The sequence below is a fragment of the Paracoccus tegillarcae genome (assembly GCF_002847305.1).
Classification (GTDB): domain Bacteria; phylum Pseudomonadota; class Alphaproteobacteria; order Rhodobacterales; family Rhodobacteraceae; genus Paracoccus; species Paracoccus tegillarcae.
In genome coordinates, this window is the sequence record NZ_CP025408.1 from 998,221 (window position 1) to 1,020,352 (window position 22,132).

A 22,132-nucleotide genomic window follows, 5' to 3' on the forward strand; every position below is an offset into this window, starting at 1 on the left:
GGTTCTACCCCCTTAGACCTTGATCTCGACATCCACGCCGGCGGCGAGGTCGAGCTTCATCAGGGCGTCAACAGTCTGCGGGGTCGGATCGACGATATCCAGCAGACGCTTGTGGGTACGGATTTCCCACTGGTCGCGGCTTTTCTTGTCGATATGCGGGCCACGCAGAACGGTGAATTTCTCGATTTTGTTCGGCAGCGGAATCGGGCCGCGAACGGTTGCGCCGGTGCGCTTGGCGGTATTCAGGATTTCCTGGGTGCTGGCGTCCAGCACGCGGTAATCGAACGCCTTGAGCCGGATACGAATGGTCTGGCTTTGCATAAGTCATCCCTCTGATGGGGAGTTCCAGTTGAGAGGCTGACGACACACCACGCGGCGCCAGCTTCGAACCGTATAAAAAAGTGCAAGGCCGCCCCCATAGCGGGCGACCTTGGCAATGGCAACCGATTCCTGTGCAAAAGTCGCGGATTCGGATGCGATGGCGCTATTTGCACCAGGCACTGTAAAAGGTCAAGCAGCACTGCACCTGAAAGTGCTTACTCGGTAGCCGGGAAGATTGCGCGCCAATACCGGTCTACGCGAGCTTGCAGACGACCATCTGGATTGGCTTCATACTCCCTTTCGGCACCCTCCAGAACCCAACTCCGCTTATATCGCGCAGCGGGGTGCAGCACATGAACAATTGTTCTCGCTTCGCCATGATCGGCCAGTGCCCGCTTGGCGCGATCGCCGAAGGCGACGATTCGGACAGGCTGCACCTTGGCGATTTCTTTCGAAAGAACATCCGCGCAGATATCGTTCAATTCTGGCCCAATCCCACCATTCCGCGCAAAAAGCTTCACTGCATCAGTCAGCCAGACGGAGTACCCTTGATCCACACATCGCCTGACCAAATTCCACACAACACCGTAATGCCGCCTTGAATGCCTTAGCCGTTCGGAGTCGACGCCGAAAAATGTTCCCACCGTGAGCCCCGGTTCTGTCCCGTTTCGCAATGGGTCTTGGGCGCAGAACATGATTGTCCCCTTCGCGCTTTTTTCCTGCTTCGCGCTTTTTTCCTGCGAGATAAGGCACGGGAGGTCGTAGCCGGACGGTAAGTCGAAAAGTGGCGCCAGCAGTGGGGTCGATGCTTCCTCCCTTGGGATGTGAGGCATTCCGCGTCCTGGCTTGTGCCCTTCGTGGAAATCCCGCCGCAACCCATCAGACAGCCGTCGAAGTTCCGACATCGAAAAGAGGGGTGCTTGGGATTCGATCCAATTCTCCCAGGCACCTTCATTAAAAGACAGATCACCATCCAGCATTGTCAATTTTTCGTTCCCCTCCGAAAAAAAGGCCGCCCCTTGGGGCGGCCCTTCTGTCTTGTGCGGTGTGGTGGGGGCTGGCCCCACCGGCACCAGCCTTAAGCGATGATCTTCGAGACCACGCCGGCGCCGACGGTGCGGCCGCCTTCGCGGATGGCAAAGCGCAGGCCCTGCTCCATGGCGATCGGTGCGATCAGTTCAACTTCGAACTTCAGGTTGTCGCCGGGCATCACCATTTCCGTGCCCTCGGGCAGGTTCACGGTGCCGGTCACGTCCGTCGTGCGGAAGTAGAACTGCGGGCGGTAGTTCGCGAAGAACGGCGTGTGACGGCCACCCTCTTCCTTGGTCAGGATGTAGGCTTCTGCCTCGAACTTGGTGTGCGGGTTGACCGATTTCGGCTTGCACAGCACCTGGCCACGCTCGACGCCGTCACGTTCAATACCGCGCAGCAGAACGCCGACATTGTCGCCGGCTTCCCCACGATCCAGCAGTTTGCGGAACATTTCCACGCCCGTGCAGGTGGTTTTCTTGGTGTCGCGGATGCCCACGATTTCCAGTTCGTCGCCGACGTTCACAGCGCCGCGCTCGATCCGGCCGGTCACAACCGTACCACGGCCCGAAATCGAGAACACGTCCTCGATGGGCAGCAGGAACGGCTGGTCAACGGCGCGCTCGGGCGTCGGGATATAGGCGTCGACTTCCTTGAGCAGTTCGCGGATCGAGTTCTCGCCGATTTCCGGATCACGGCCTTCCAGCGCGGCCAGAGCCGAGCCTTTGATGATCGGAATATCGTCGCCCGGATAGTCGTAGCTGGACAGCAGCTCGCGGACTTCCATTTCGACCAGTTCCAGCAGTTCTTCATCATCCACCTGGTCGACCTTGTTCAGGTAGACGACCATGTAGGGGATGCCGACCTGGCGGCCCAGCAGGATGTGCTCGCGGGTCTGCGGCATCGGGCCGTCAGCTGCGTTCACAACCAGGATCGCGCCGTCCATCTGCGCCGCACCGGTGATCATGTTCTTCACATAATCGGCGTGGCCGGGGCAGTCGACATGCGCATAGTGGCGGTCGTCGGATTCATACTCGACATGAGCCGTCGAGATGGTGATCCCGCGGGCCTTTTCTTCCGGCGCGCCGTCGATCTGGTCATAGGCCTTGAAATCGCCGAAATATTTCGTGATCGCAGCCGTCAGCGTCGTCTTGCCATGGTCAACGTGACCAATGGTCCCGATGTTGACGTGCGGCTTGTTACGTTCAAACTTTGCCTTTGCCATGTTGGCCTCCTATCGCGGGGCGTCGGCGATCTCCGCCCCGGTTAAAACATCCGCCGCGATGTATAAGCACCGAGGGGAAAAATCAAGGGCAGGCGGCGTGCAGCCCGCGTCTCTTGCGCTTTGGAACCACAGCGGGCTGAATCGCGTTCAAATTCCAATAGATGCCGTCTGCAAAAGGCAAGACGGCACAATCCAGGAGGAAGCGATGAGCTTGATGAAAACCCTAGCCCGTGTGGCAGCCGGCGTGATGCTTGCAAAGGGAATCGGCACGGTGATGAAAAACGCGCAGGGCGGGACCACCAGCACCACAAACCGCAGCCAATCCAGCCGTCAGACCGGCGGTGGGATCCTGGGCGACCTGCTGGGCAATAATACGCCCGAAGGCGGCGGCTCCGGCGGCGGCCTCAGCGATATGCTGGGCAAGGTTCTGGGCGGCGGATCGCGCAGCGCGGGTCGCGGCCAGTCCTATGGCGGCCCGAATTCCACCGGCGCGCAAGGCGGGCTGGGCGGCATGCTGGACAATCTGACCAATCAGGCCCGCAACAGCCGCAGCGGCAGCAGTTCCGGCGGTGGACTGGGCGGCATTCTGGACCAGCTTTCGGGCGGCACCAAATCGTCGCGCAGCGGCAGCAGCTCCGGCGGCGGATTGGGCGACATTCTGGGCGCAGTGCTGGGCGGTGCGGCAGGCGGTGCAGCGGCCGGCAAGCTGGCTGAAAAAGGATCGCAATCTCAGAACGATGCCAGCTTTGGCGAGTTGTTCAACGACACGCTGTCGACCGGCGAGGAGCCCGAGGTCGCACCCACGCCCGAGCAGAACGCGGTGGCCGGCCTGATGCTGCGCGCCATGATCCAGGCTGCGAAATCCGACGGCAAGATCGATGATGCCGAAAAGCAGCGCCTGACCAGCGAGTTGGGCGAGATGGACGACGAAGAGCGTCAGTTCATCCGCGAGCAGATGGCGGCTCCGGTCGATCCGGAGGGTCTGGCCCGCGAGGTGCCCTCGGGTCTGGAGGGGCAGGTCTATCTGATGTCGCTGATGGCCATCGACTTCGACAGCAAGGCCGAGGCCGAATATCTGCACGCTTTGGCGCAGGGGCTTGGCCTGAACCAGCAGGTCGTCAACCAGATCCACGAACAGGTCGGGGTCCAGAACCTTTACGCCTGACGGTTGACCCAGCTTTGCCAAACGTGCCGCGCAGGGTTTGCCTTGCGCGGCATTTTCATTTTGCGCGGGGGGCAGCCGCCGCCGCGCGGACACGCAAACAGAAAAGAGGCCCGCAATGAACCTGTATCCAAAGCTGATGACACGCCAGCAAGAGGGCCGGCCGGTTCGTGTGGGTCTGATTGGCGCGGGCAAGTTCGGCTCGATGTTCCTGGCGCAGGTCCGGCACGTCCCGGGAATGCATCTGATGGGGCTGGCCGATCTGTCGCCCGAACGCGCCCGCGCGGCGTTGACCGCGACGGGCTGGGACACAGAGGCCGCCACGACAACGGATTTCAGCCAGGCCTTGCGTGACGGCACCATCTGCATCACCGACGACCCCGAGGCGCTGATCCGCGCCGATGGGGTGGACGTCGTGATCGACGCCACCGGCATTCCGGCCGCCGGCATCCGCCACGCCCTGCTGGCCGCCGAACAAGGTCGCCATATGGTCATGGTCAATGTCGAGGCCGATGTGCTTGCAGGTCCCTATCTGGCGCGGCAGTTTGCGCAGGCCGGTTTGGTGTATTCCATGGCCTATGGCGACCAGCCCGCACTGGTTTGCGAGATGATTGACTGGGCCCGCACCTGCGGATTCCGTGTCGTTGCGGCAGGGAAAGGCACGAAATATCTGCCCTCTTATGCAGGATCGACGCCCGACACGGTCTGGGATCACTATGGCCTGACAGCGGCCGAGGCCGAGGCCGGCGGGATGAACCCGCAGATGTTCAACTCTTTCCTGGACGGCACGAAATCTGCGCTTGAGATGGCGGCGATTGCGAACGCATCGGGGTTGGATGCGCCCCGCGACGGGTTGACCTTTCCTGCTGCAGGCACGGATCAACTGGCTGATATGTTGAAACCGCGTCGCGACGGCGGTTTGCTGGAGCAGGCCGGCCTGGTCGAGGTCGTGTCTTGCCTCAACCGTGATGGATCACCTGTCACCAATGACCTGCGTTGGGGGGTCTATGTCACCTTCGAGGCTGGCGATGATGCTGGGCCGGGTGCCGACTATGTGCGCCGTTGCTTTCGCGAATATCAGGTGGCGACAGATGCCACCGGTCGCTATGCCTCGCTGTTTCGTCCGTCGCATCTGATCGGGTTGGAACTGCCGGTCAGTGTCGCCAGCGCCGCCTTGCGCGGTGAACCCACCGGGGCGACACAAGCGTTCAAGGCCGATGTGGTTGCCGTCGCCAAACGTGACTTGCGCGCGGGCGAGCGGCTGGACGGCGAAGGTGGCTATACCGTCTGGGGCAAACTGATGCCGGCTCCGGCCTCGCTGGCTGCAGGCGCCCTGCCCGTTGGCCTGGCCCATGGCGTCACGCTGCGCCGCGATGTTGCCGCCGACCAGACGCTGGCCTGGGATGATATCGACGCCCCCGAAGAACAGGCGTTCAGCATTCGACGCCTCATGGAGCAGCAGGCACGGGCCGAGATTGCAGGTTAAAAGCGCAATCTCTGTCACAATTTCGCGTGCGATCACCTTGTAGTTGATCGATGCCCGCGCGGCTGCCACACTGATCCAGCGGCCTTGGGCCGCCCAGCAGGAGGTACCACATGAGACTGATTTTAGCCGCCGCAATCGCTGCACTGCCAATGATCGCCCATGCCGATGCCGCCGAAGACGCGCTGGAGGCGCGCCAAGGCTTCATGAAAATGCTTTCCATCAACATGGGCACGCTATCGGGTATGGCGAAAGGCGACATTGCCTATGACGAAGCCGCCGCAACCACCGCCGGCAACAATCTGGAGGCGCTGACCGGCTATGCCGTACCCGCGTTGTTCATCGAAGGCACATCCACGGATGACGGCGTCGAAACCGAGGCGCTGCCGGCGATCTGGGAAAACAGTGAGGACTTTGCCAGCAAGTTTTCCGGACTGCAGGAAGCCGCCGCCGGTGCTGGCGCCGCTGTAGCGGGCGGTCAGGAGAGCATCGGCCCGGTCCTTCAGCAGCTTGGCGGGGCCTGCAAAGACTGTCACGACGATTATCGTGAAGACTAGGCCGCAAGCACAGGGCCAGCCGGAAAAGGTCAAGCTGTGGGACCCGCTGCTGCGGCTGTTCCACTGGCTGCTGGCAGCACTGGTCATAGCGAACTGGCTTTTGGGCCAGTTCGGACCGACCGATATGTCGCTGCATTTCTGGTTCGGCTATGCCATTCTGGCGCTGCTCATTTTCCGGATTGTCTGGGGCTTCGTCGGGCCCGAGCCAGCGCGGTTTTCCAACTTTTTGCGTGGCTTTGGTACGATCCGGGACTATGCGCGCGGCATGTTTCGTCGTGAACCCAGCCTCTGGCCCGGCCACAACCCGCTTGGCGCGCTTGCGGTCGTGGCGATGATCCTCGCGCTGCTGTTTCAGGTTGTCACCGGCCTGATCTCGGACCCTGAGGACTTCATCAATGTCGGACCTCTGGCCGGCGCGGTTGGCAGCGATATCGCGACCGAAGCCCCGGGCTGGCACGCGTTCGGCGCCAATATCATCCTGATCCTGGTGCTGCTGCACATCTCGATCATCCTGTTCTACCGCGTCTGGAAGAACGAGGATCTGATCCGCCCGATGATCACCGGCTGGAAATGGGTGCAGCGGCGCTAAGCCGCCCCGCCCGACTGATCAGACCGGGATCATCGTGCCTTGCAAGATGGCGACATGTTTGCGCACACCATTCACCTCGGCCCAGACATCGGCCGACACGACGGTCAGCCGCCGGCCAGCGCGGATCACACGCCCCTCTGCCACCAGCCGATCACCCACGGCGGGCGACATCAGGTTGATCTTCATCTCGACCGTCATCACCTCGGCCCCGGGCGGCATCAGCGTCAGCGCGGAATAGCCAGCAGCCGAGTCCCCGATGCTAAAGGTCAGCCCGGCATGCCCCGCACCATGCTGTTGCTGCGATGCCGCCAAAATCGGCGCGACGATCACCACCCGCCCCTTGCTGACCTCAACCAGTTCCGCCCCAAGCGTCTGCATCATCGTCTGCCGCGCAAAACTGTCGCGGATGCGGGTTGCCACCTCAGTCATCGAGCAGGCTGCCCTGCCCTGCGGGTTGGGGCGCGTCCAGCCCCAAATGCCGCCAGGCGCGGGCGGCCAGTTGGCGGCCGCGAGGGGTTCGGGCGATCAGGCCCTGTTGCAGCAGATAGGGCTCGATGACCTCCTCGATGGCATCGCGGCTTTCGGACAGGGCGGCGGACAGGGTTTCAACGCCCACCGGGCCACCGCCGTAATGTTCGGCCATCAGCGCCAGGTATCGCCGGTCGGCACCATCCAGCCCCAGATCGTCGACACCAAGCCGGGTCAGCGCGTTATCTGCGATGGCGCGGGTCAGGCGGCCATCGCCTTCGACCAGTGCAAAATCGATGACCCGTCGCAACAGGCGACCGGCGATGCGGGGCGTTCCGCGCGCGCGCCGAGCGATCTCCATGGTGCCCTCGGGTTCGGCGTCGATGTTCAGTTTGGCCGCACCGCGCCTGACGATCTGGTTCAACTCGTCGATGGAATAGAACTGCAGCCGCGTGGGGATGCCGAAACGGTCACGCAGCGGGGTGGTCAGCAGCCCCAGCCGTGTGGTTGCGCCGACCAGTGTAAAGGGCTGCAACTCGATCCGAACTGTGCGGGCTGCGGGGCCCTCACCGATGACAAGATCAAGTTCGAAATCCTCCAGCGCAGGGTACAGCACCTCTTCCACCGCCGGATTCATGCGGTGAATTTCGTCAATGAACAGCACGTCGCGGGCTTCCAGATTGGTCAGGATCGCAGCCAGATCACCGGCACGGGCCAGCACCGGTCCCGAGGTCATGCGAAAGTTCACCCCCAGTTCGCGCGCCATGATCTGCGCCAGCGTGGTCTTGCCCAGACCGGGAGGTCCGTGAAACAGCGTATGGTCCATCGCCTGACCGCGCATGCGGGCGCTGTCGATAAAGACGCGCAGATTGGCCCGCAATTCGGCCTGCCCGATAAAATCGGTCAGGACTTGCGGACGAAGCGCGCGATCCTCGCTTTCACCCTCCAGCGGTTCGGGGCGCAAGGTGGGGTCGGGCTGCGTCATCCGCGCGCCATCGCCTGCAGGCGGGCGATGCGGTCTTCGGTTGGTGGATGGGTGGCAAACAGCTTGTCGGCGCGCAGGGCGTGCAGCGGGTTGATGATGAACATGGCCGCCGAGGCGGGGTTGCGCTCGGCCGGGACGTTGACGCTGCGGCCGGCCATTTGTGCGATCCGTGCCAGCGCATCGGCCAGCGCCGCCGGCTGGCCGCTGATCTCGGCACCCTCGCGATCGGCCTCGAATTCGCGTGTGCGCGACACGGCCATCTGCACCAGTCCGGCAGCCAGCGGGGCGACGATCATCGCGATAATGGCGCCGATGCCACCACCGCGTCCCTCGCGGCCGCCGCTGAAGATCAGCATATTGCCCATCATCGCGATTGCCCCGGCCAGCGTCGCCGTGACCGTCATGGTCAAGGTATCGCGGTTGCGGATATGGGCCAGTTCATGCGCGATGACGCCTGCCAGTTCGTCGCGCGGCATCGCCTGCAATAGACCCTGCGTGACGGCAACCGCCGCATTCTGCGGGTTGCGACCGGTGGCAAATGCATTGGGCTGTTCGGTCTGCAGGACGTAGACAGCGGGTGTCGGCAGATTGGCGCGTTGGGCCAGGGTTTCAACCATATCGACCAGTTCGGGCGCGGATGCTCGGTCCACGCGAACGGCGTTCTGCTGGCGCAACATGGCCTTGTCGCTGTTCCACCAGGCCCAGAGATTGGTACCGCCGGCAAACAGCAGTGCCAGAATCGCGCCGCCGCGACCGCCAAGCATCCAGCCCAGCCCGACCACCAAAGCGGTCATGACCGCCATCAGAACGAATGTGCGTGCATTTCCTGCCATCTTTTATCCTTTCGGTGCCAGGCTTTTCAGTGCTGCACGGATCAACGCAGAGGTTGTGGCATCGGGTTCCGAAGCCTGCGATTGCGCGACGGCGGCCGCGGCCTCGGAGGGAGCATAGCCCAGATTGGTCAGCGCCGATAACGCGTCAGCCGCAGCCTGCGCGGGTTGGGCTGTCGGTGCCGCCGGGCGGCGTGCCTCTGCTTCGGCCATCGAGGCCGGAGCAGAGGCAGCGGACGCGTCGGCCTCGATGGCCGGCTCGTCCGCACCCCCGGCCTCAACCGTCAGATCACCGCCGATCGCCATCACTGCGGGTGCTTTATCCTTCAACTCCAGCACCACGCGCTGCGCCAGTTTCGGGCCGACGCCTTGCGCCTTGCGCACTGCAGACCAATCGCCAAGCGTGATCGCCCGCGCCAGCCCATCAGGGCCAAGCGTCCCGAGGATCGCCAGCGACACCTTGGCGCCAACACCTTGCACACTGGTCAGCAGGCGGTGCCACTCTTTTTCCAGCATCGTCGGAAAACCGAACAGCTGCAGCAAATCCTCACGAACCAGAAGATCCGTATAGAGCGCCACGGCCTGACCCGCCGGGGGCAGACCAGCCGCCGTACGTTCGCTCACATGCACGATATATCCCACGCCGCGCACGTCGATCAGCACGTGATCGCGGGCGCGGTGCAGGATCACACCGGCAATGCGCCCGATCACGCGACCACCTTGACGTTGCGGCCCTGCATATGCCGGGAATGGCAAATCGCGATCGCCAGCGCATCAGCCGCATCCGGCCCTTCGAACTGAACACCGGGCAATTGCACCCGGACCATATGCTGCACCTGTTCCTTTGCAGCATGGCCTACGCCCACCACGGTTTTTTTCACCGCGTTCGGGGCGTATTCGCCAATGCTCAGCCCGGCCTCGGCGGGTGCCAGCAGTGCAATCCCACGCGCCTGGCCCAGTTTCAGCGTGCCGACTGCATCCTTGTTCACAAAGGTCTGCTCGACCGCGGCCGTGTCCGGGGAATGGGCCGCGATCACGGCACAGAGCCCCCGATACAGCGCGGCCAGCCTGACGCCCAATTCGCCGGTTTCAGAATGGATCACGCCATTTGCCACATGCCGCAGACGCGATCCATCCACCTCGATGACGCCCCAGCCCATGTTTCGCAAACCGGGATCGATGCCCAGAACCCGCATGCCTGCCCCTTTCGTTTTTCAACGAACTAGCACGAAACACGAACATCGACCAGAGGCTTTCCCAGCGGAAAACACGAATGCCGAAACCGCCCCAAGCGATTTCGGCATCCGCAAAGCCGCAATTGACCGGAACTTTGCTCAGCTATGTTGCAGGATGATCTGGTTCTGCAGGTGGCGCATGACCAGCTTGCGCCCCTTGCGCCCCGACGCCAGAAGACGCGCCGGAGCCGGTGCATCATCGCTGTGCAGTTCCGGGAAGATCGTGAACAACTCTTCTCTGGCGTTCTGGCTGATGGATTTCAGCGCCTCGGCGCCCGCATAAAGCGTTTCGGTCTCGGCACCGTTTGAATAGACGACATCATGCTGGTCGGTCATGAAGTGATAATAGGTCACGCCCTCGCTGGCCTGATCAATGTCGACGCCGTCGATCATCAGCAACTGCCTGGCGCCAACCAGAACCTCATCCGTCCCGAACATCCGCTGCGCGATACGCGACCGCACCAACACGCGATGCTGTGGCGATACCAGCAGATCGTTGGCGGGGGTGTTTTTCCCCAATGCACCAGCCGCAATGCGGATCGGGCGTAGCTTGGGCTGTGCGGCCAGCGCATCGCTGCTGAAATGCCGCGAACCGATCCAACGGATGGGCTGATGCCCATTGTCGCGGGTCCGGACCAGATCACCGACTTGCAGATCCTGAACCGGGATCATGCCTCCGTTGGTCTCAATCAGAGTATCTTGCGCGAAACACACGACTGTTTCGATATCGATGACTTCGCGGTTGTAGAACAAACCTGCAAACGTAGCGCCACCATTTGGCAGCGATGGACTTACAGGGGCGACCTGATTCAACGAAATGGACTGGATCGGCTGGTTATCAAGCGCTGCGGCACTTGCAGAATAACTGCTGGGCGGCGCCACCCACGTATTGCCGTCGGTGTCCTGCACGATGATCAACTGGACATTCTCGGTTGTGCCGTTCGCATAGGTGATTGTCGCATTGTAGAGTGCGGTCGCATCGAATGTATGTGCCGTCTGCCCACCGGCACTATCCGTTATCCGGAACGTGTCATTTCCAAAGCTATTGTTTTGATTATAGGTTTGAAATCTCGTCGATGATTGCGAAGAACTGCCGTCGCTACTGCTATAGCTGATAGGACTGAATTGTTCGACACTGTCGGGCGTGAAATTGTCATAGGTTCCAATAATTTGGCTCGCGGATTCCGCTGTACCATTGCCTTCCTGCGGATCGATAACAGTCAACTGGCCGAGATAAATGACATTGAACGTACTATTTGTGGGCATACCACTCTCCGAAATACAGACGCTGAAAACAAGTCGTCGACGCGGGCGTGACCCGCTCGTGCAATAAAAATCCTCTTCGCACAGGACGGCATCATGATCAATATGTCCGCAATGTTCTCTGAGCAGATTTTGTCAGCAGGCGCTGATCAAAAGGCCGATCTGGCGAACACATCAAGCAAGTGGATTTACTGCAGGGCGTTGCCCGAATGCCGCAGTGTCGGGTTGACACCCCTCGTCCCTTCTGGCCACAAAAAAGGTTAAGAAAAAACGTCACAAGAAACAACCTCGGGGATAGGCTCGCATGTCACCAGCTTTGATCGCCATGCTACCGTTCCTTGGCGCGTTGTTGCCCGGTCTGTTGATCCGTTCAGGGCGCAATGTCGCGGCGATCAGTTGTGGCACGACGACGACCGTGGCCTTGATCGGGCTGTTGCTGCACATCCCGGCAATCATGCGTGGCGAGGTGATCACCACCAGTTTTTCGTGGCTGCCGCAGATCGGGTTGTCCGCCAGTTTCCGCATTGATGGCCTGGGGCTGCTGTTCGGTATCCTGATCCTGGGGATCGGGCTGCTGATCATCACCTATGCGCGTTTCTACCTGTCGCGGCAGGACCCGGTGGGCAAGTTCTATACTTACCTGATGCTCTTTCAGGGCGCGATGATGGGCATCGTGCTATCCGACAACATCCTGTTGCTGCTGGTTTTCTGGGAGCTGACTTCGCTGTCGTCGTTCCTGCTGATCGGCTATTGGCGCCACCTTCCCGAGGGGCGTCAGGGCGCGCGAATGGCATTGACCGTCACCGGCGGCGGCGGGTTGGCGATGATCGCCGGGATGATGATCCTGGGCAATATCGCCGGCAGCTATGAGATCAGCGATATCCTTCTGGCCAAGGACGCGATCCAGTCCAGCCAGTGGTACGTGCCGGCGCTGATCCTGATCCTGCTGGGCGCCTTTACCAAATCGGCGCAATTCCCGTTCCATTTCTGGCTGCCCCACGCCATGTCGGCACCCACCCCCGTTTCGGCCTATCTGCACAGCGCCACCATGGTAAAGGCGGGTCTGTTCCTGATGGCGCGGATGTGGCCGGTGCTGTCGGGGACGCCGGAATGGTTCTGGATCGTGTCGACCGCCGGGCTGGTCACCATGCTGATCGGCGCGTTCATCGCGGTGTTCAAGGATGACCTGAAAGCCGTGTTGGCCTTTTCGACGGTCAGCCATCTGGGTTTGATCACCATGCTGCTTGGCTTTGGCACGCCCGAAGCCGCCATCGCCGCCGTCTTTCACATCATCAACCATGCGACCTTCAAGGCCGCGCTGTTCATGACCGCCGGCATTGTCGATCACGAGGCACATACCCGGTCCATCAAACGGCTGGGCGGGCTGCGCAAGCTGATGCCGATCACGTTCGCCATCGGCACCATCGCGGCCCTGTCCATGGCAGGCATCCCGCCGCTGAACGGCTTTTTGTCGAAAGAGATGATGCTCTACGAGGTCGACCATCTCAGCCGTGCGCGCGAGGTGTTCATGGTGCTGTCAACCATCGCGGCGCTGTTCTCGGTTGCTTATTCGCTGCGCTTCATCGTGCATGTCTTCCTGGGCCCAGAGCGCGATGACTATCCGCATCATCCGCATGATCCCGGACTGGGCATGTGGATCGGACCGGCGTTTCTGGCCACACTGGTCGTGTTGATCGGGCTGTTTCCCAATACCATGGCGGGCTGGCTGGTCGATGCCTCGGCCACGGCGGTCACGGGCGAGGTGCAACATTCGCATATCTACCTGTGGCACGGGGTCAATAACGCGCTGATCATGTCGATCATTGCCATCGCCGGCGGCGCTTTCCTGCTGTCGCTCTACAAGCCCGCCTATGCGATCTGGCGGGCGGGGCCACATCCCGACGCCAAGACCATCTTTCATACCCTGATCCGCTGGTCGGTCAGCGCCGCGCGATCGCTGACCAATGCGATCACGGATGGCTCGATGCCGCGCGCACTGGCGGCCTTTACTCTGGCTGCGGTGTTCTGTGGTGCGCTGGCCTGGTCAACGGGGGCAATCGGTCAGGCCACGCGCCCCTTGCTGGAATTCGAACTGGTGCCGATTATCGGCTGGACCATGCTGATGGTCGCCACCGGCTGCATGGTAGCGTTCCACCGCTATCGCCTGCTGGCACTGGTGCTGGTGGGCATTGTCGGGTTGATCGTGTCGGTCGGTTTCGCCTATTTCTCGGCACCGGACCTGGCGCTGACCCAGCTGTCGGTTGAGATCGTCACCGTCATTCTGCTGCTGCTGGCGCTGAACTTCCTGCCCAAGAAAACCGCCGTCGAATCATCCAATCGCCGCCGTGGCACCGACGCCTTCATCGCGACCATTGCAGGCGTCGGTTTCGGCGGGTTGGCCTATGCAATGATGCGCCGCGACTTCGCCTTTGACAGCATCTCGGGCTATATGCTGGAAAACAGCTACAAGAAGGGCGGCGGCGACAATGTCGTCAACGTCATCCTGGTGGACTTTCGTGGCTATGATACCTTCGGTGAGATCACCGTTCTGGGGATCGCCGCGCTGGTCATCTTTGCCCTGACGGAAACGCTGCTGCAGGGCAAATCATCGCGCCGCCTGCGCAACTGGGTGCATGATTACCGCCGCGCCGGCGACCGCCACCCGCTGATGCTGGTGGTGGGCACGCGGATGCTGCTGCCGATCTCGCTGATGGTGGGCGTCTACATCTTCCTGCGTGGCCATAACGAGCCGGGCGGCGGTTTCATCGCCGGTCTGGTCGTCGCCATCGCCCTGCTGATGCAATACATGGCCTCGGGCTTTGTCTGGGCGCAGGACCGCCAAAAGATCCCCTATCACGCGATGATCGGCGTGGGCGTTGTTGCCGCCGCGCTGACCGGCGTCGGGGCGTGGTTCAACGGGATGCCCTTCCTGACCTCGGCTTACGGCTATTTCAAGCTGCCCTTCCTTGAAGAGTTCGAGCTTGCAACCGCCATGGGCTTTGATCTGGGCGTATTCCTGTGCGTCGTCGGCGCGGTGATGCTGGCACTGAACTCGCTGTCGCGGATCGCGCGCCATGCGGGCGGCACCGTGAACGTTGCGCCAATGGATAATATCGACCCCAACGATGTCAAAACGATGGAGGCCGATTGATGGAAATCCTTGTCGCCACCGCAATTGGCGCGCTGACCACAGCCGGCGTCTATCTGATCCTGAGGCTGCGCAGCTTTGCGGTCGTGCTGGGCATGACCATGCTGACCTATGCGATCAACGTCTTTTTGTTCGTATCGGGCAGGCTGGTGGTGAATCAGCCGCCGATCCTGCGCGATCATTCGGGCGCGATCACCGGCTATACCGACCCGCTGCCACAGGCGCTGGTCCTCACCGCCATCGTTATCTCGTTCGGGATGACGGCAGTCGTCGTGATGATGGCACTGGGCGCGTTCATCGAAGGCGGAGACGATTACATCAACATGCCCGAAGACGATCGCAAGATGCCACCGCTGCAAACCCTTGAGAACCAATCAGAGCCATCCCCGGACGAGCCGACCGGCCCCCGAACTGAAGACAAGGGGCGCGACGCATGAACCATTGGATTCTCGCCCCGGTTCTGCTGCCCGCTCTGTTCGGCGCGCTGATCATCCTGTGGATGCGGCACGACATGTTGCTGCAACGGACCTTCGGGATCATGGGTACGGTCTTTCTGCTGGGGGTAGCGCTCTATCTGAACATCCTCGCCGCCGACGGAGAGGTCCATGTCTATCGCCTTGGCAACTGGTCGGCGCCTTTCGGCATCGTCCTGATGCTGGACCGGCTGGCGGCAATGATGCTGCTGCTGGCGGGCTTTCTGGCGCTTGCGGTGCAGCTTTATGCCTTTGGATCTGGCTGGGACCGCAAGGGCTGGCATTTCCATGCGCTGTGGATGTTCCAGATGATGGGCCTGAACGGCGCCTTTCTGACCGGCGACGCCTTCAACCTGTTCGTGTTCTTCGAGGTGCTGCTGATCGCCAGCTACGGGCTGATGATCCATGGCGGCGGCCCGATGCGTCTGCGCGCGGGCGTTCAGTACATCAGCTATAATCTCGCCGGCTCAACCCTGTTTCTGGCGGCGCTTGGCTGCATCTACGCGGCCACCGGCACGCTGAACATGGCCGATCTGGCCGTTCGCGTGGCCGACATGCCGCCCGATGACACGGCGTTGTTGCGTGTGGGTGCGGTGCTGCTGCTGATCGTCTTTTCGGTCAAGGCGGCGCTGGTGCCGCTGCATTTCTGGCTGCCCTCGACCTATGCCAACGCACCGGGTCCATCGGCTGCGCTGTTCGCGATCATGTCCAAGGTCGGCATCTATGCGATCATCCGCTTTTTCACGCTGGTCTTTCCCAGCGACACGGTGATCGAAACCATTGCCACCGACCTGCTGCTGCCCGCCGCACTGGCGACGCTGGCGCTTGGGCAGTTGGGGGTGTTGGGAACGCGCAGTCTCACGCGATTGGCGGCCTATGCGGCCATCGGCTCTATCGGGACGCTGACCATCGCGATTGCGCGCTTTGATCAAATCGGCCTGACCGCTGGCATGTACTACCTGATCCACTCGACACTGGCTGCCGGCGCACTGTTTCTGGTGGTCGACCTGATTGCCGCGCGGCGCGGCGGCGATGTCTGGCTGCGCCTGCGGCCCGCGATCCGCAATACCGGCATCGTCTCGGCGCTGTTCTTTGCAACGGCCATCGCCATCGTCGGCCTGCCCCCGCTGTCGGGCTTTATCGGCAAGCTGCTGATCCTTGACGCCACCCGCGACGACCCGTGGATGGTCGCCATCTGGGCCACCATCCTGGTCACCTCTCTGGTCGTGCTGGTGGGTTTTGGCCGCGCAGGCTCGATCCTGTTCTGGAAGGCGCACGAACTGGACCCAGAGCCGGGCAATGACACCGATGAAGGCGCGCGGCCCAAGAAGGGACCGATCCCGCATGAGCTGGACACTGACGAGCAAATTCAGGACGTAGGCGACAGCGCCTCGCCCGCGCTGGCCTTTTGCTCGGTTGGGCTGCTGTTGACCGGGCTGGCGGCGCTGACGATCTTTGCCGGGCCGGTGACTGGATATCTGGCCGATACCGCAGCGCAGTTGCATGACCCGAACAGCTATATCCAGCCGGTTCTGCAAATGCAGGAGGGCACGAAATGATCCGCCGCCTGTTCCCTCACCCGCTGCTGTCGATCCTGCTGATCCTTGTCTGGATGATGCTGGCCAACAGCTTTGCCTGGGGATCGCTGGTTTTTGCCGTCATCATGTCGATCATCATCCCGGCGATGATCGCCCCCTATTGGCCCGACCGGCCCCGCATCCACCGGCCATTCAAGTTCCTGCGCTATGGAATTCTGGTCGTCTGGGATATCATCGTGGCCAATATCGAGGTCGCCAAGATCGTGCTGTTCAAACCCAACCGCGATCTGAAACCGGCCTGGATCAACGTGCCGCTGGAACTGACCTCGCCCGAGGCCATCGCAGTGCTGGGCGGGACGATCACCCTGACCCCGGGCACCGTCACCTGCGATGTGTCCGAAGAGGGCAACGCGCTGCTGGTCCATTGTCTGCACGCCCCTGACCCCGATGCGATACGCGACGAGATCAAGGCGCGGTATGAGAACCGGCTGAAGGAGATCTTCGAATGATCGGTTATGCTCTGTATTTCGCCTTTGCCTGCTTTGGCATTTCGCAACTGTTCTGCCTTTATCGGGTGGTCTTTTCACCCGGCGTCAGCGACCGCGTGCTGGCGCTGGATACGATGACGATCAACATGATCGCGCTGATCACCCTGTTCGGCATCCTGCACGGCACCGCCATGTATTTCGAGGCGACGCTGCTATTTGCCATGGTCGGATTTGTCTCGACCGTGGCCTACGCCAAATTCATCCTGCGCGGCGACGTGATCGAATAAGAGAGAGGGCGAGCACAGCATGGAACAGATTGCGGAAATCCTGATCTCGGCGCTGCTGGTGATTGGCGGCGTGTTCGGTATTGTCGGCGGCTATGGACTGGTCAAGCTGCCCGATCCGATGACCCGGCTGCACGCACCGACCAAGGCCGCCACGCTTGGCGTGGGCAGCGTGCTGTGCGGATCGGTCCTGTGGTCGCTGGTCTTCGGCGAACATGGCAGCTGGCACGAATTCCTGATCATCCTGTTCATCTTTCTGACCGCGCCGATTACCGGGCTGATGATCGCCAAGTCGCATATCCACCGCAGCTGGCAGTGGAACGAACTGCCCTCGGCCGAGCCCGACGAGAACTGGGCAACCTGCGCGCCCGACCGGGCAGAACCCGACGCCACGACCAAACGCGAGCCGGGCTGACGCAGGCCCCTGGTCAGGCGGCTTTCAGACGGTCGATCGCCGCGCGTTCATCCCCAAAGGTCACGCCGCTTTTCAGCAGACTGATCAGCAGGTCGATAAAGGCCGGATCGTGCTGTTTCAGTCTGGCGATCCGCGCATCGCTGAGCAGTCGCACATATTCCAGCGCCACATCGTCGCTGTCGGTCGGATGCGCCTTCTTGAGCCGCTCGAAGATGGCGTTCAGCCGCCGCGTGTTGTCGCCCTGCTCGACGCAGAACCGCGCCAGCGCCTTTTCATTCAGACTGAAGGTCATGCCCCAGCCGCCCCAGCGGAACCGGTTGACCACGAATTCGCCATCATGCCTGGCATATTCCATGAAACCATGCGCGGCCTTGAAGCCGACCTTGCTGCTGGTCAGGTCCATGCGCAGATCGAGAAAGCTGACCCCGTCAAAAGTAAAGGCGTTGTTCACCCGCGCGATGCCCGGCGGCCAATAGCGGCAGGGCGAGCCAAAGCTGTTCACCTGCATCCCCGCAATCACATGCTTGCCCTGCGCCAGCGCAGCCGCTGTCAGCGCGTTCGAGGTGATCAGATTGCCCTGACTGTGGCAGTAGATCTCGACCCTGGTGCCGGTGCCGCCCTGCCCGACCAGCAGCGCATAAAGGGCATGGGTTGCCTTGTTGCCGGCGATCAGTTGGCCGACGAAATCGACCTTGTCCAATCCGGGCTTGCGTTGCCGTTCCACCCGATAGGCGGCATCGACGACCATATTCCAGTCTTCAAAGCTGATCATGGACTGGCTTTGCACCGTGCTGAGCGTCAGTTTGTCCTTGATACACTGGCCCAGATCCGACCAGAAACCGCTGGTATTGTTAAAGACACCCAACACGGTCGCGCCGGTCATCAGCGACAGTTCATTGCAGCTTTCGACATGGTTCTCGCCGGAATTGCCCATGCCGTTGACGAAGATGATGCGACGGGTCGGGTTGTACCAGCCCTTGTTCAGAACCTCTGGCGCGACGAACCGCGTCACATCACCATCATGTGCCGGCGTGCCGCCCTGCCGAATAGTCGGAGCCCTCATTTCGTCCCTCGCATCAACTGGTTAAGCTGACGGCACCCTAGACCGGCGACGGGACGCGACCAAGCCCTATTCCTCTATCACGTCCAGCACGCCGGGTACGGCACGCAGGGCCTGACGCGCCGGCGTATTGACCGGCACATCATCGGCGATCTGGATCTCTACCTGACGCTGCCCGTCCCTGACCCGCAGCCGGATCGCGCCGCGTGACCGCGACCCGACCTTGATCTCGTCCTGGATCCGCGCCAGCGTCTCGGCGACGCGGGCTGCCGCTTCGGCCTCGGCCAGTTCAACGGCAAGGCATCCCGCCCCAGCGTCGGCGACGGCATCGTCAAGCCGCATCACCGAATTGGCCAGCATCTTGACCTGATCGCCCTGCGGCTCGACCTTGACCTGCAAGACGACATTCTCGCCCGGTTCCAGCAAATCGCGCGCGCTGGAGAGCAGATCAGAGAACAGCGTCACCTCGTAAAGGCCGGTCGGATCCGACAGGCCGACAAAGGCAAAGGGCGTGCCCTTGGCCGATTTGCGTTCCTGCCGCGAGGCGACGGTGCCGGCAATCATCGCCACCATCGGGCCGCGCTCGGACTCGGCGGTGATCTCGGCCAGCGTCTGCACCTTCTTGCGCCGCAGGGCGGGCAGGTAATCGTCCAGCGGATGGCCCGACAGGTAAAAGCCGATGGCCTTGTGTTCCTCGCCCAGCTTTTCGGTGGGCAGCCAGACCTGCGCGATGGCCGGGCGCGGTGGAGGCAGATCCTCGCCGCCGCCAAAGAGCGATGACTGCGACGAGGCCGCCTGTTCCTGCACGGCTGCCGACCACGCCACCAGCGTATCCAGCGATTTCAGAACCCTTGCGCGATTGTCATCCAGCGCGTCGAACGCACCTGCGCGCGCCAGCATCTCCAAGGGACGTTTGCCCACGCGCTTCATATCCACACGCCGGGCAAAGTCGTGGATATCGGCAAAGGGCTGATCGCCGCGGGCTTCGTCGATCAGACGCATCGCCTCGATCCCCACGCCCTTGAGCGCACCAAGCGCATAGTGGATACGCCCCTTTTTCACGGTAAAGCGCGGCGCCGACTGGTTGACGCAGGGCGCGATCGTCTCGATCCCCATCCGGTCGGCCTCGCGTTTGTAGATCGCCAGCTTGTCGGTCAGGTGGATATCGCAGTTCATCACAGCGGCCATGAACTCGACCGGATGGTTGGCCTTGAGCCAGGCGGTCTGATAGCTGACCACCGCATAGGCCGCCGCGTGGGATTTGTTGAATCCGTAATTGGCGAATTTCTCCAACAGGTCAAAGACCTCGCCGGCCTTTTTCTTGTCTACGCCATTTGCAATCGCGCCATCGACGAATTTGGGCCGCTCCTTGGCCATCTCTTCGGCGATCTTCTTGCCCATCGCGCGACGCAACAGGTCGGCACCGCCAAGGCTGTAGCCCGCCATGACCTGCGCGATCTGCATCACCTGTTCCTGATAGACGATGATGCCCTGCGTTTCGGCCAGAATATGGTCGATGGTCGGATGGATGGATTCCAGATCGCGGACGCCGTTCTTGACTTCGCAATAGGTCGGGATGTTCTCCATCGGGCCGGGACGATACAGCGCGACCAGCGCCACGATATCCTCGATGCAGGTCGGACGCATCCGGCGCAGCGCGTCCATCATGCCGCTGGATTCCACCTGAAACACGGCGACCGTGCGCGCGCTGGCGAACAGGTCATAGCTGGCCTTGTCCTCCAGCGGGATGGCGTTGATCTGGTTCTCGGCGCCCTCGGGCGGATCGTAAAGCTGTGTCCCGTCCGCGCCGATATGCAGAGGACGCCCGCCCTCGTTGATCAAATCGACGGCGTTTTGGATCACCGTCAGGGTTTTCAGGCCCAGAAAGTCGAACTTGACCAGCCCCGCCTGTTCGACCCATTTCATGTTGAACTGCGTGGCCGGCATGTCCGAACCCGGATCACGATACAGCGGCACCAGCCGGTCCAGCGGACGATCCCCGATCACCACACCGGCGGCATGCGTGGATGCGTTGCGATAGAGGCCCTCCAGCTTTTCGGCATAGTCCAGCAGGCGGCCAATCACCTCTTCCTTGGCGGCTTCGCGCAGGCGCGGCTCATCGGCGCGGGCCTTGGTGATGCTGACGGGCTTGACGCCCTCGACCGGGATCATCTTGGACAGCCGATCCACCTGCCCATAGGGCAGTTGCAGCACCCGGCCCACATCGCGCACGGCGGCCTTGGACAAAAGCGCACCGAAGGTAATGATCTGGCCCACCTTGTCGGCCCCGTATTTGTCCTGCACGTAACGGATCACCTCTTCCCGGCGATCCATGCAGAAGTCGATGTCAAAGTCCGGCATGCTGACGCGTTCGGGGTTCAGGAACCGCTCGAACAGCAGGTTATAGCGCAGCGGGTCAAGGTCGGTGATGGTCAGCGCATAGGCCACCAGCGACCCCGCGCCCGACCCACGGCCCGGCCCGACGGGAATGTCGTGATCCTTGGCCCATTTGATGAAATCGGCGACGATCAGGAAATAACCGGGAAAGCCCATCTGTTCGATGATGTTCAACTCGAAATCCAGCCGCGCGTCGTAATCCGCGACGCTGACGGCATGGGGGATCACCTTCAGGCGTTCGGCCAGCCCGGCCTTGGCCTGACGGCGCAGTTCCTCGACTTCGTCATCGGCGAATTTGGGCAGGATCGGGGCATGCCGTGAGACGGCAAAGGCGCAACGCCGCGCGATCTCGACGGTGTTTTCCAGCGCCTCGGGCAGATCGGCGAACAGCACGGCCATTTCCTCGGCAGATTTGAAATAATGCTGCGGCGTCAGCCGGCGACGCGGCTGTTGCTGATCGACATAGGCCTTTTCCGAAATGCAGATCAGCGCGTCATGCGCCTCGTACATGTCGGGCTTGGGGAAATAGACATCGTTCGTGGCCACCAGCGGCAACGCCTTGTCATAGGCCATCTGGATCAACCCGGCCTCAGAGGCAGCCTCGGCGGCCATCAACTGACCGTTTTCGGACGGATGACGCTGCAATTCGACGTAAAGCCGCGTGTCAAAGGCCTTTGCCAAGCGCTCGACCAGCACCTCTGCATCGGCCTGCTTGCCCTGCGCGATCAACTGGCCCATCGGTCCGGTCGCACCGCCCGTCAGCAGGATCAGTCCTTCGGCGCGTTCGCACAACTCGTCCAGCGTCACATGCGGCAGGCCGCCATCGCGGCGAAGATAGAGGCACGAGGCCAGGGCCATCAGGTTCAGCCAGCCAGCCTGATCTTGCGCCAATGCGACGACCGGGCCGGTGGCCTCGGCGGCAAGCGTCAACTGGCAGCCAATGATCGGCTGCACCCCCGCATCCATCGCCTTGACGCTGAATTCCAGCGCCGCGAACATGGCGTTGGTGTCGGTCAGCGCCACCGCCGGCATGCCTGCCCCTGCCGCCAGTTTCGCCAGCTTGGCCACGGGTATCGCGCCCTCCAGCAAAGAGTGCTCGGAATGTGTGCGAAGATGGATGAATCGGGGTGATTTATCGGGCATGGGCAGACAGTATCCCCGACCTGTCGAACTGTGCAATTG

21 protein-coding genes are annotated in these 22,132 nt (G+C 61.9%); 10 read left to right on the forward strand and 11 right to left on the reverse strand.

Features of this window, described 5'->3' with window-relative positions; genetic code table 11:
- Positions 1 to 12: 12 nt before the first annotated feature.
- The 3 genes from rpsJ to tuf form a co-directional block, all read right to left on the reverse strand.
- Positions 13 to 321, reverse strand: coding sequence for a 30S ribosomal protein S10 (gene rpsJ, locus CUV01_RS05035; RefSeq protein WP_101459506.1), 309 nt, complete (start codon positions 319 to 321; stop codon positions 13 to 15).
- A 215-nt stretch (positions 322 to 536) separates the two neighbouring features.
- The gene (locus CUV01_RS05040; protein WP_157994777.1) at positions 537 to 1,307 is read right to left on the reverse strand and encodes a uracil-DNA glycosylase family protein; all 771 of its coding nucleotides are present in this window, start codon (positions 1,305 to 1,307) and stop codon (positions 537 to 539) included.
- Between the two features lie 92 nt (positions 1,308 to 1,399).
- Positions 1,400 to 2,575, reverse strand: a complete 1,176-nt coding sequence (gene tuf, locus CUV01_RS05045) for an elongation factor Tu (RefSeq protein WP_101459508.1) — start codon at positions 2,573 to 2,575, stop codon at positions 1,400 to 1,402.
- 205 nt (positions 2,576 to 2,780) lie between these two features.
- On the opposite strand from tuf, the gene CUV01_RS05050 reads away from it, so the two are divergent.
- The 4 genes from CUV01_RS05050 to CUV01_RS05065 all read left to right on the forward strand — a co-directional run bounded on the left by CUV01_RS05050 (position 2,781) and on the right by CUV01_RS05065 (position 6,366).
- A complete protein-coding gene (locus CUV01_RS05050) occupies positions 2,781 to 3,740 on the forward strand; it encodes a tellurite resistance TerB family protein (RefSeq protein WP_101459509.1) in 960 nt (319 codons plus the stop codon).
- Positions 3,741 to 3,855: 115 nt separating this feature from the next.
- Entirely contained in the window at positions 3,856 to 5,223 is a 1,368-nt protein-coding gene (locus CUV01_RS05055; RefSeq protein ID WP_101459510.1) for an NAD(P)H-dependent oxidoreductase, read from the forward strand.
- A 149-nt stretch (positions 5,224 to 5,372) separates the two neighbouring features.
- Positions 5,373 to 5,777, forward strand: a complete 405-nt coding sequence (locus CUV01_RS05060; RefSeq protein WP_232962529.1) for a c-type cytochrome — start codon at positions 5,373 to 5,375, stop codon at positions 5,775 to 5,777.
- Entirely contained in the window at positions 5,767 to 6,366 is a 600-nt protein-coding gene (locus tag CUV01_RS05065; RefSeq protein ID WP_101459512.1) for a cytochrome b/b6 domain-containing protein, read from the forward strand. The genes CUV01_RS05060 and CUV01_RS05065 overlap by 11 nt, the downstream gene beginning before the upstream one ends.
- A gap of 18 nt (positions 6,367 to 6,384) precedes the next feature.
- Here CUV01_RS05065 and CUV01_RS05070 read toward each other — a convergent pair whose 3' ends face one another.
- The 6 genes from CUV01_RS05070 to CUV01_RS05095 form a co-directional block, all read right to left on the reverse strand.
- Positions 6,385 to 6,795 (reverse strand): PaaI family thioesterase, encoded by a 411-nt coding sequence (locus CUV01_RS05070; RefSeq protein ID WP_101459513.1) that lies wholly within the window; start codon positions 6,793 to 6,795, stop codon positions 6,385 to 6,387.
- Positions 6,788 to 7,819: a Holliday junction branch migration DNA helicase RuvB gene (gene ruvB, locus CUV01_RS05075; RefSeq protein ID WP_101459514.1), complete on the reverse strand. Its 1,032-nt coding sequence runs from the start codon at positions 7,817 to 7,819 to the stop codon at positions 6,788 to 6,790. The genes CUV01_RS05070 and ruvB overlap by 8 nt, the downstream gene beginning before the upstream one ends.
- Positions 7,816 to 8,652, reverse strand: a complete 837-nt coding sequence (locus tag CUV01_RS05080) for a M48 family metalloprotease (RefSeq protein ID WP_101459515.1) — start codon at positions 8,650 to 8,652, stop codon at positions 7,816 to 7,818. Before CUV01_RS05080 ends, ruvB begins: the two co-directional genes overlap by 4 nt.
- Positions 8,653 to 8,655: 3 nt before the next feature.
- Complete coding sequence (gene ruvA / locus CUV01_RS05085; RefSeq protein ID WP_101459516.1) at positions 8,656 to 9,360, reverse strand: Holliday junction branch migration protein RuvA; 705 nt, start codon at positions 9,358 to 9,360, stop codon at positions 8,656 to 8,658.
- Positions 9,357 to 9,845, reverse strand: a complete 489-nt coding sequence (gene ruvC / locus CUV01_RS05090; protein WP_101459517.1) for a crossover junction endodeoxyribonuclease RuvC — start codon at positions 9,843 to 9,845, stop codon at positions 9,357 to 9,359. The genes ruvA and ruvC overlap by 4 nt, the downstream gene beginning before the upstream one ends.
- 138 nt (positions 9,846 to 9,983) lie before the next feature.
- Positions 9,984 to 11,150: a Hint domain-containing protein gene (locus CUV01_RS05095; RefSeq protein ID WP_101459518.1), complete on the reverse strand. Its 1,167-nt coding sequence runs from the start codon at positions 11,148 to 11,150 to the stop codon at positions 9,984 to 9,986.
- A 301-nt stretch (positions 11,151 to 11,451) separates the two neighbouring features.
- Between CUV01_RS05095 and CUV01_RS05100 the strand changes: the two genes are divergently transcribed.
- From CUV01_RS05100 to CUV01_RS05125, 6 genes are read left to right on the forward strand one after another with little or no spacing between them, the layout of a single operon-like run.
- Positions 11,452 to 14,298, forward strand: a complete 2,847-nt coding sequence (locus CUV01_RS05100) for a monovalent cation/H+ antiporter subunit A (RefSeq protein WP_101459519.1) — start codon at positions 11,452 to 11,454, stop codon at positions 14,296 to 14,298.
- Positions 14,298 to 14,732 carry a Na+/H+ antiporter subunit C gene (locus tag CUV01_RS05105; protein WP_101461878.1) on the forward strand — a complete coding sequence of 145 codons (435 nt, stop codon included), beginning with the start codon at positions 14,298 to 14,300 and terminating at the stop codon, positions 14,730 to 14,732. The genes CUV01_RS05100 and CUV01_RS05105 overlap by 1 nt, the downstream gene beginning before the upstream one ends.
- Entirely contained in the window at positions 14,729 to 16,327 is a 1,599-nt protein-coding gene (locus CUV01_RS05110; RefSeq protein ID WP_101459520.1) for a monovalent cation/H+ antiporter subunit D, read from the forward strand. Before CUV01_RS05105 ends, CUV01_RS05110 begins: the two co-directional genes overlap by 4 nt.
- Positions 16,324 to 16,815 (forward strand): Na+/H+ antiporter subunit E, encoded by a 492-nt coding sequence (locus tag CUV01_RS05115; RefSeq protein ID WP_101459521.1) that lies wholly within the window; start codon positions 16,324 to 16,326, stop codon positions 16,813 to 16,815. The genes CUV01_RS05110 and CUV01_RS05115 overlap by 4 nt, the downstream gene beginning before the upstream one ends.
- A complete protein-coding gene (locus CUV01_RS05120) occupies positions 16,812 to 17,081 on the forward strand; it encodes a K+/H+ antiporter subunit F (protein WP_101459522.1) in 270 nt (89 codons plus the stop codon). The genes CUV01_RS05115 and CUV01_RS05120 overlap by 4 nt, the downstream gene beginning before the upstream one ends.
- 19 nt (positions 17,082 to 17,100) lie before the next feature.
- Positions 17,101 to 17,493: a Na+/H+ antiporter subunit G gene (locus tag CUV01_RS05125; protein ID WP_101459523.1), complete on the forward strand. Its 393-nt coding sequence runs from the start codon at positions 17,101 to 17,103 to the stop codon at positions 17,491 to 17,493.
- Positions 17,494 to 17,506: 13 nt separating this feature from the next.
- Here the strand turns inward: CUV01_RS05125 and CUV01_RS05130 are convergent, their stop codons facing one another.
- Positions 17,507 to 18,556: a hypothetical protein gene (locus CUV01_RS05130; RefSeq protein WP_101459524.1), complete on the reverse strand. Its 1,050-nt coding sequence runs from the start codon at positions 18,554 to 18,556 to the stop codon at positions 17,507 to 17,509.
- Positions 18,557 to 18,622: 66 nt separating this feature from the next.
- Positions 18,623 to 22,093 (reverse strand): DNA polymerase III subunit alpha, encoded by a 3,471-nt coding sequence (gene dnaE, locus CUV01_RS05135; RefSeq protein WP_101459525.1) that lies wholly within the window; start codon positions 22,091 to 22,093, stop codon positions 18,623 to 18,625.
- Positions 22,094 to 22,132: the final 39 nt, after the last annotated feature.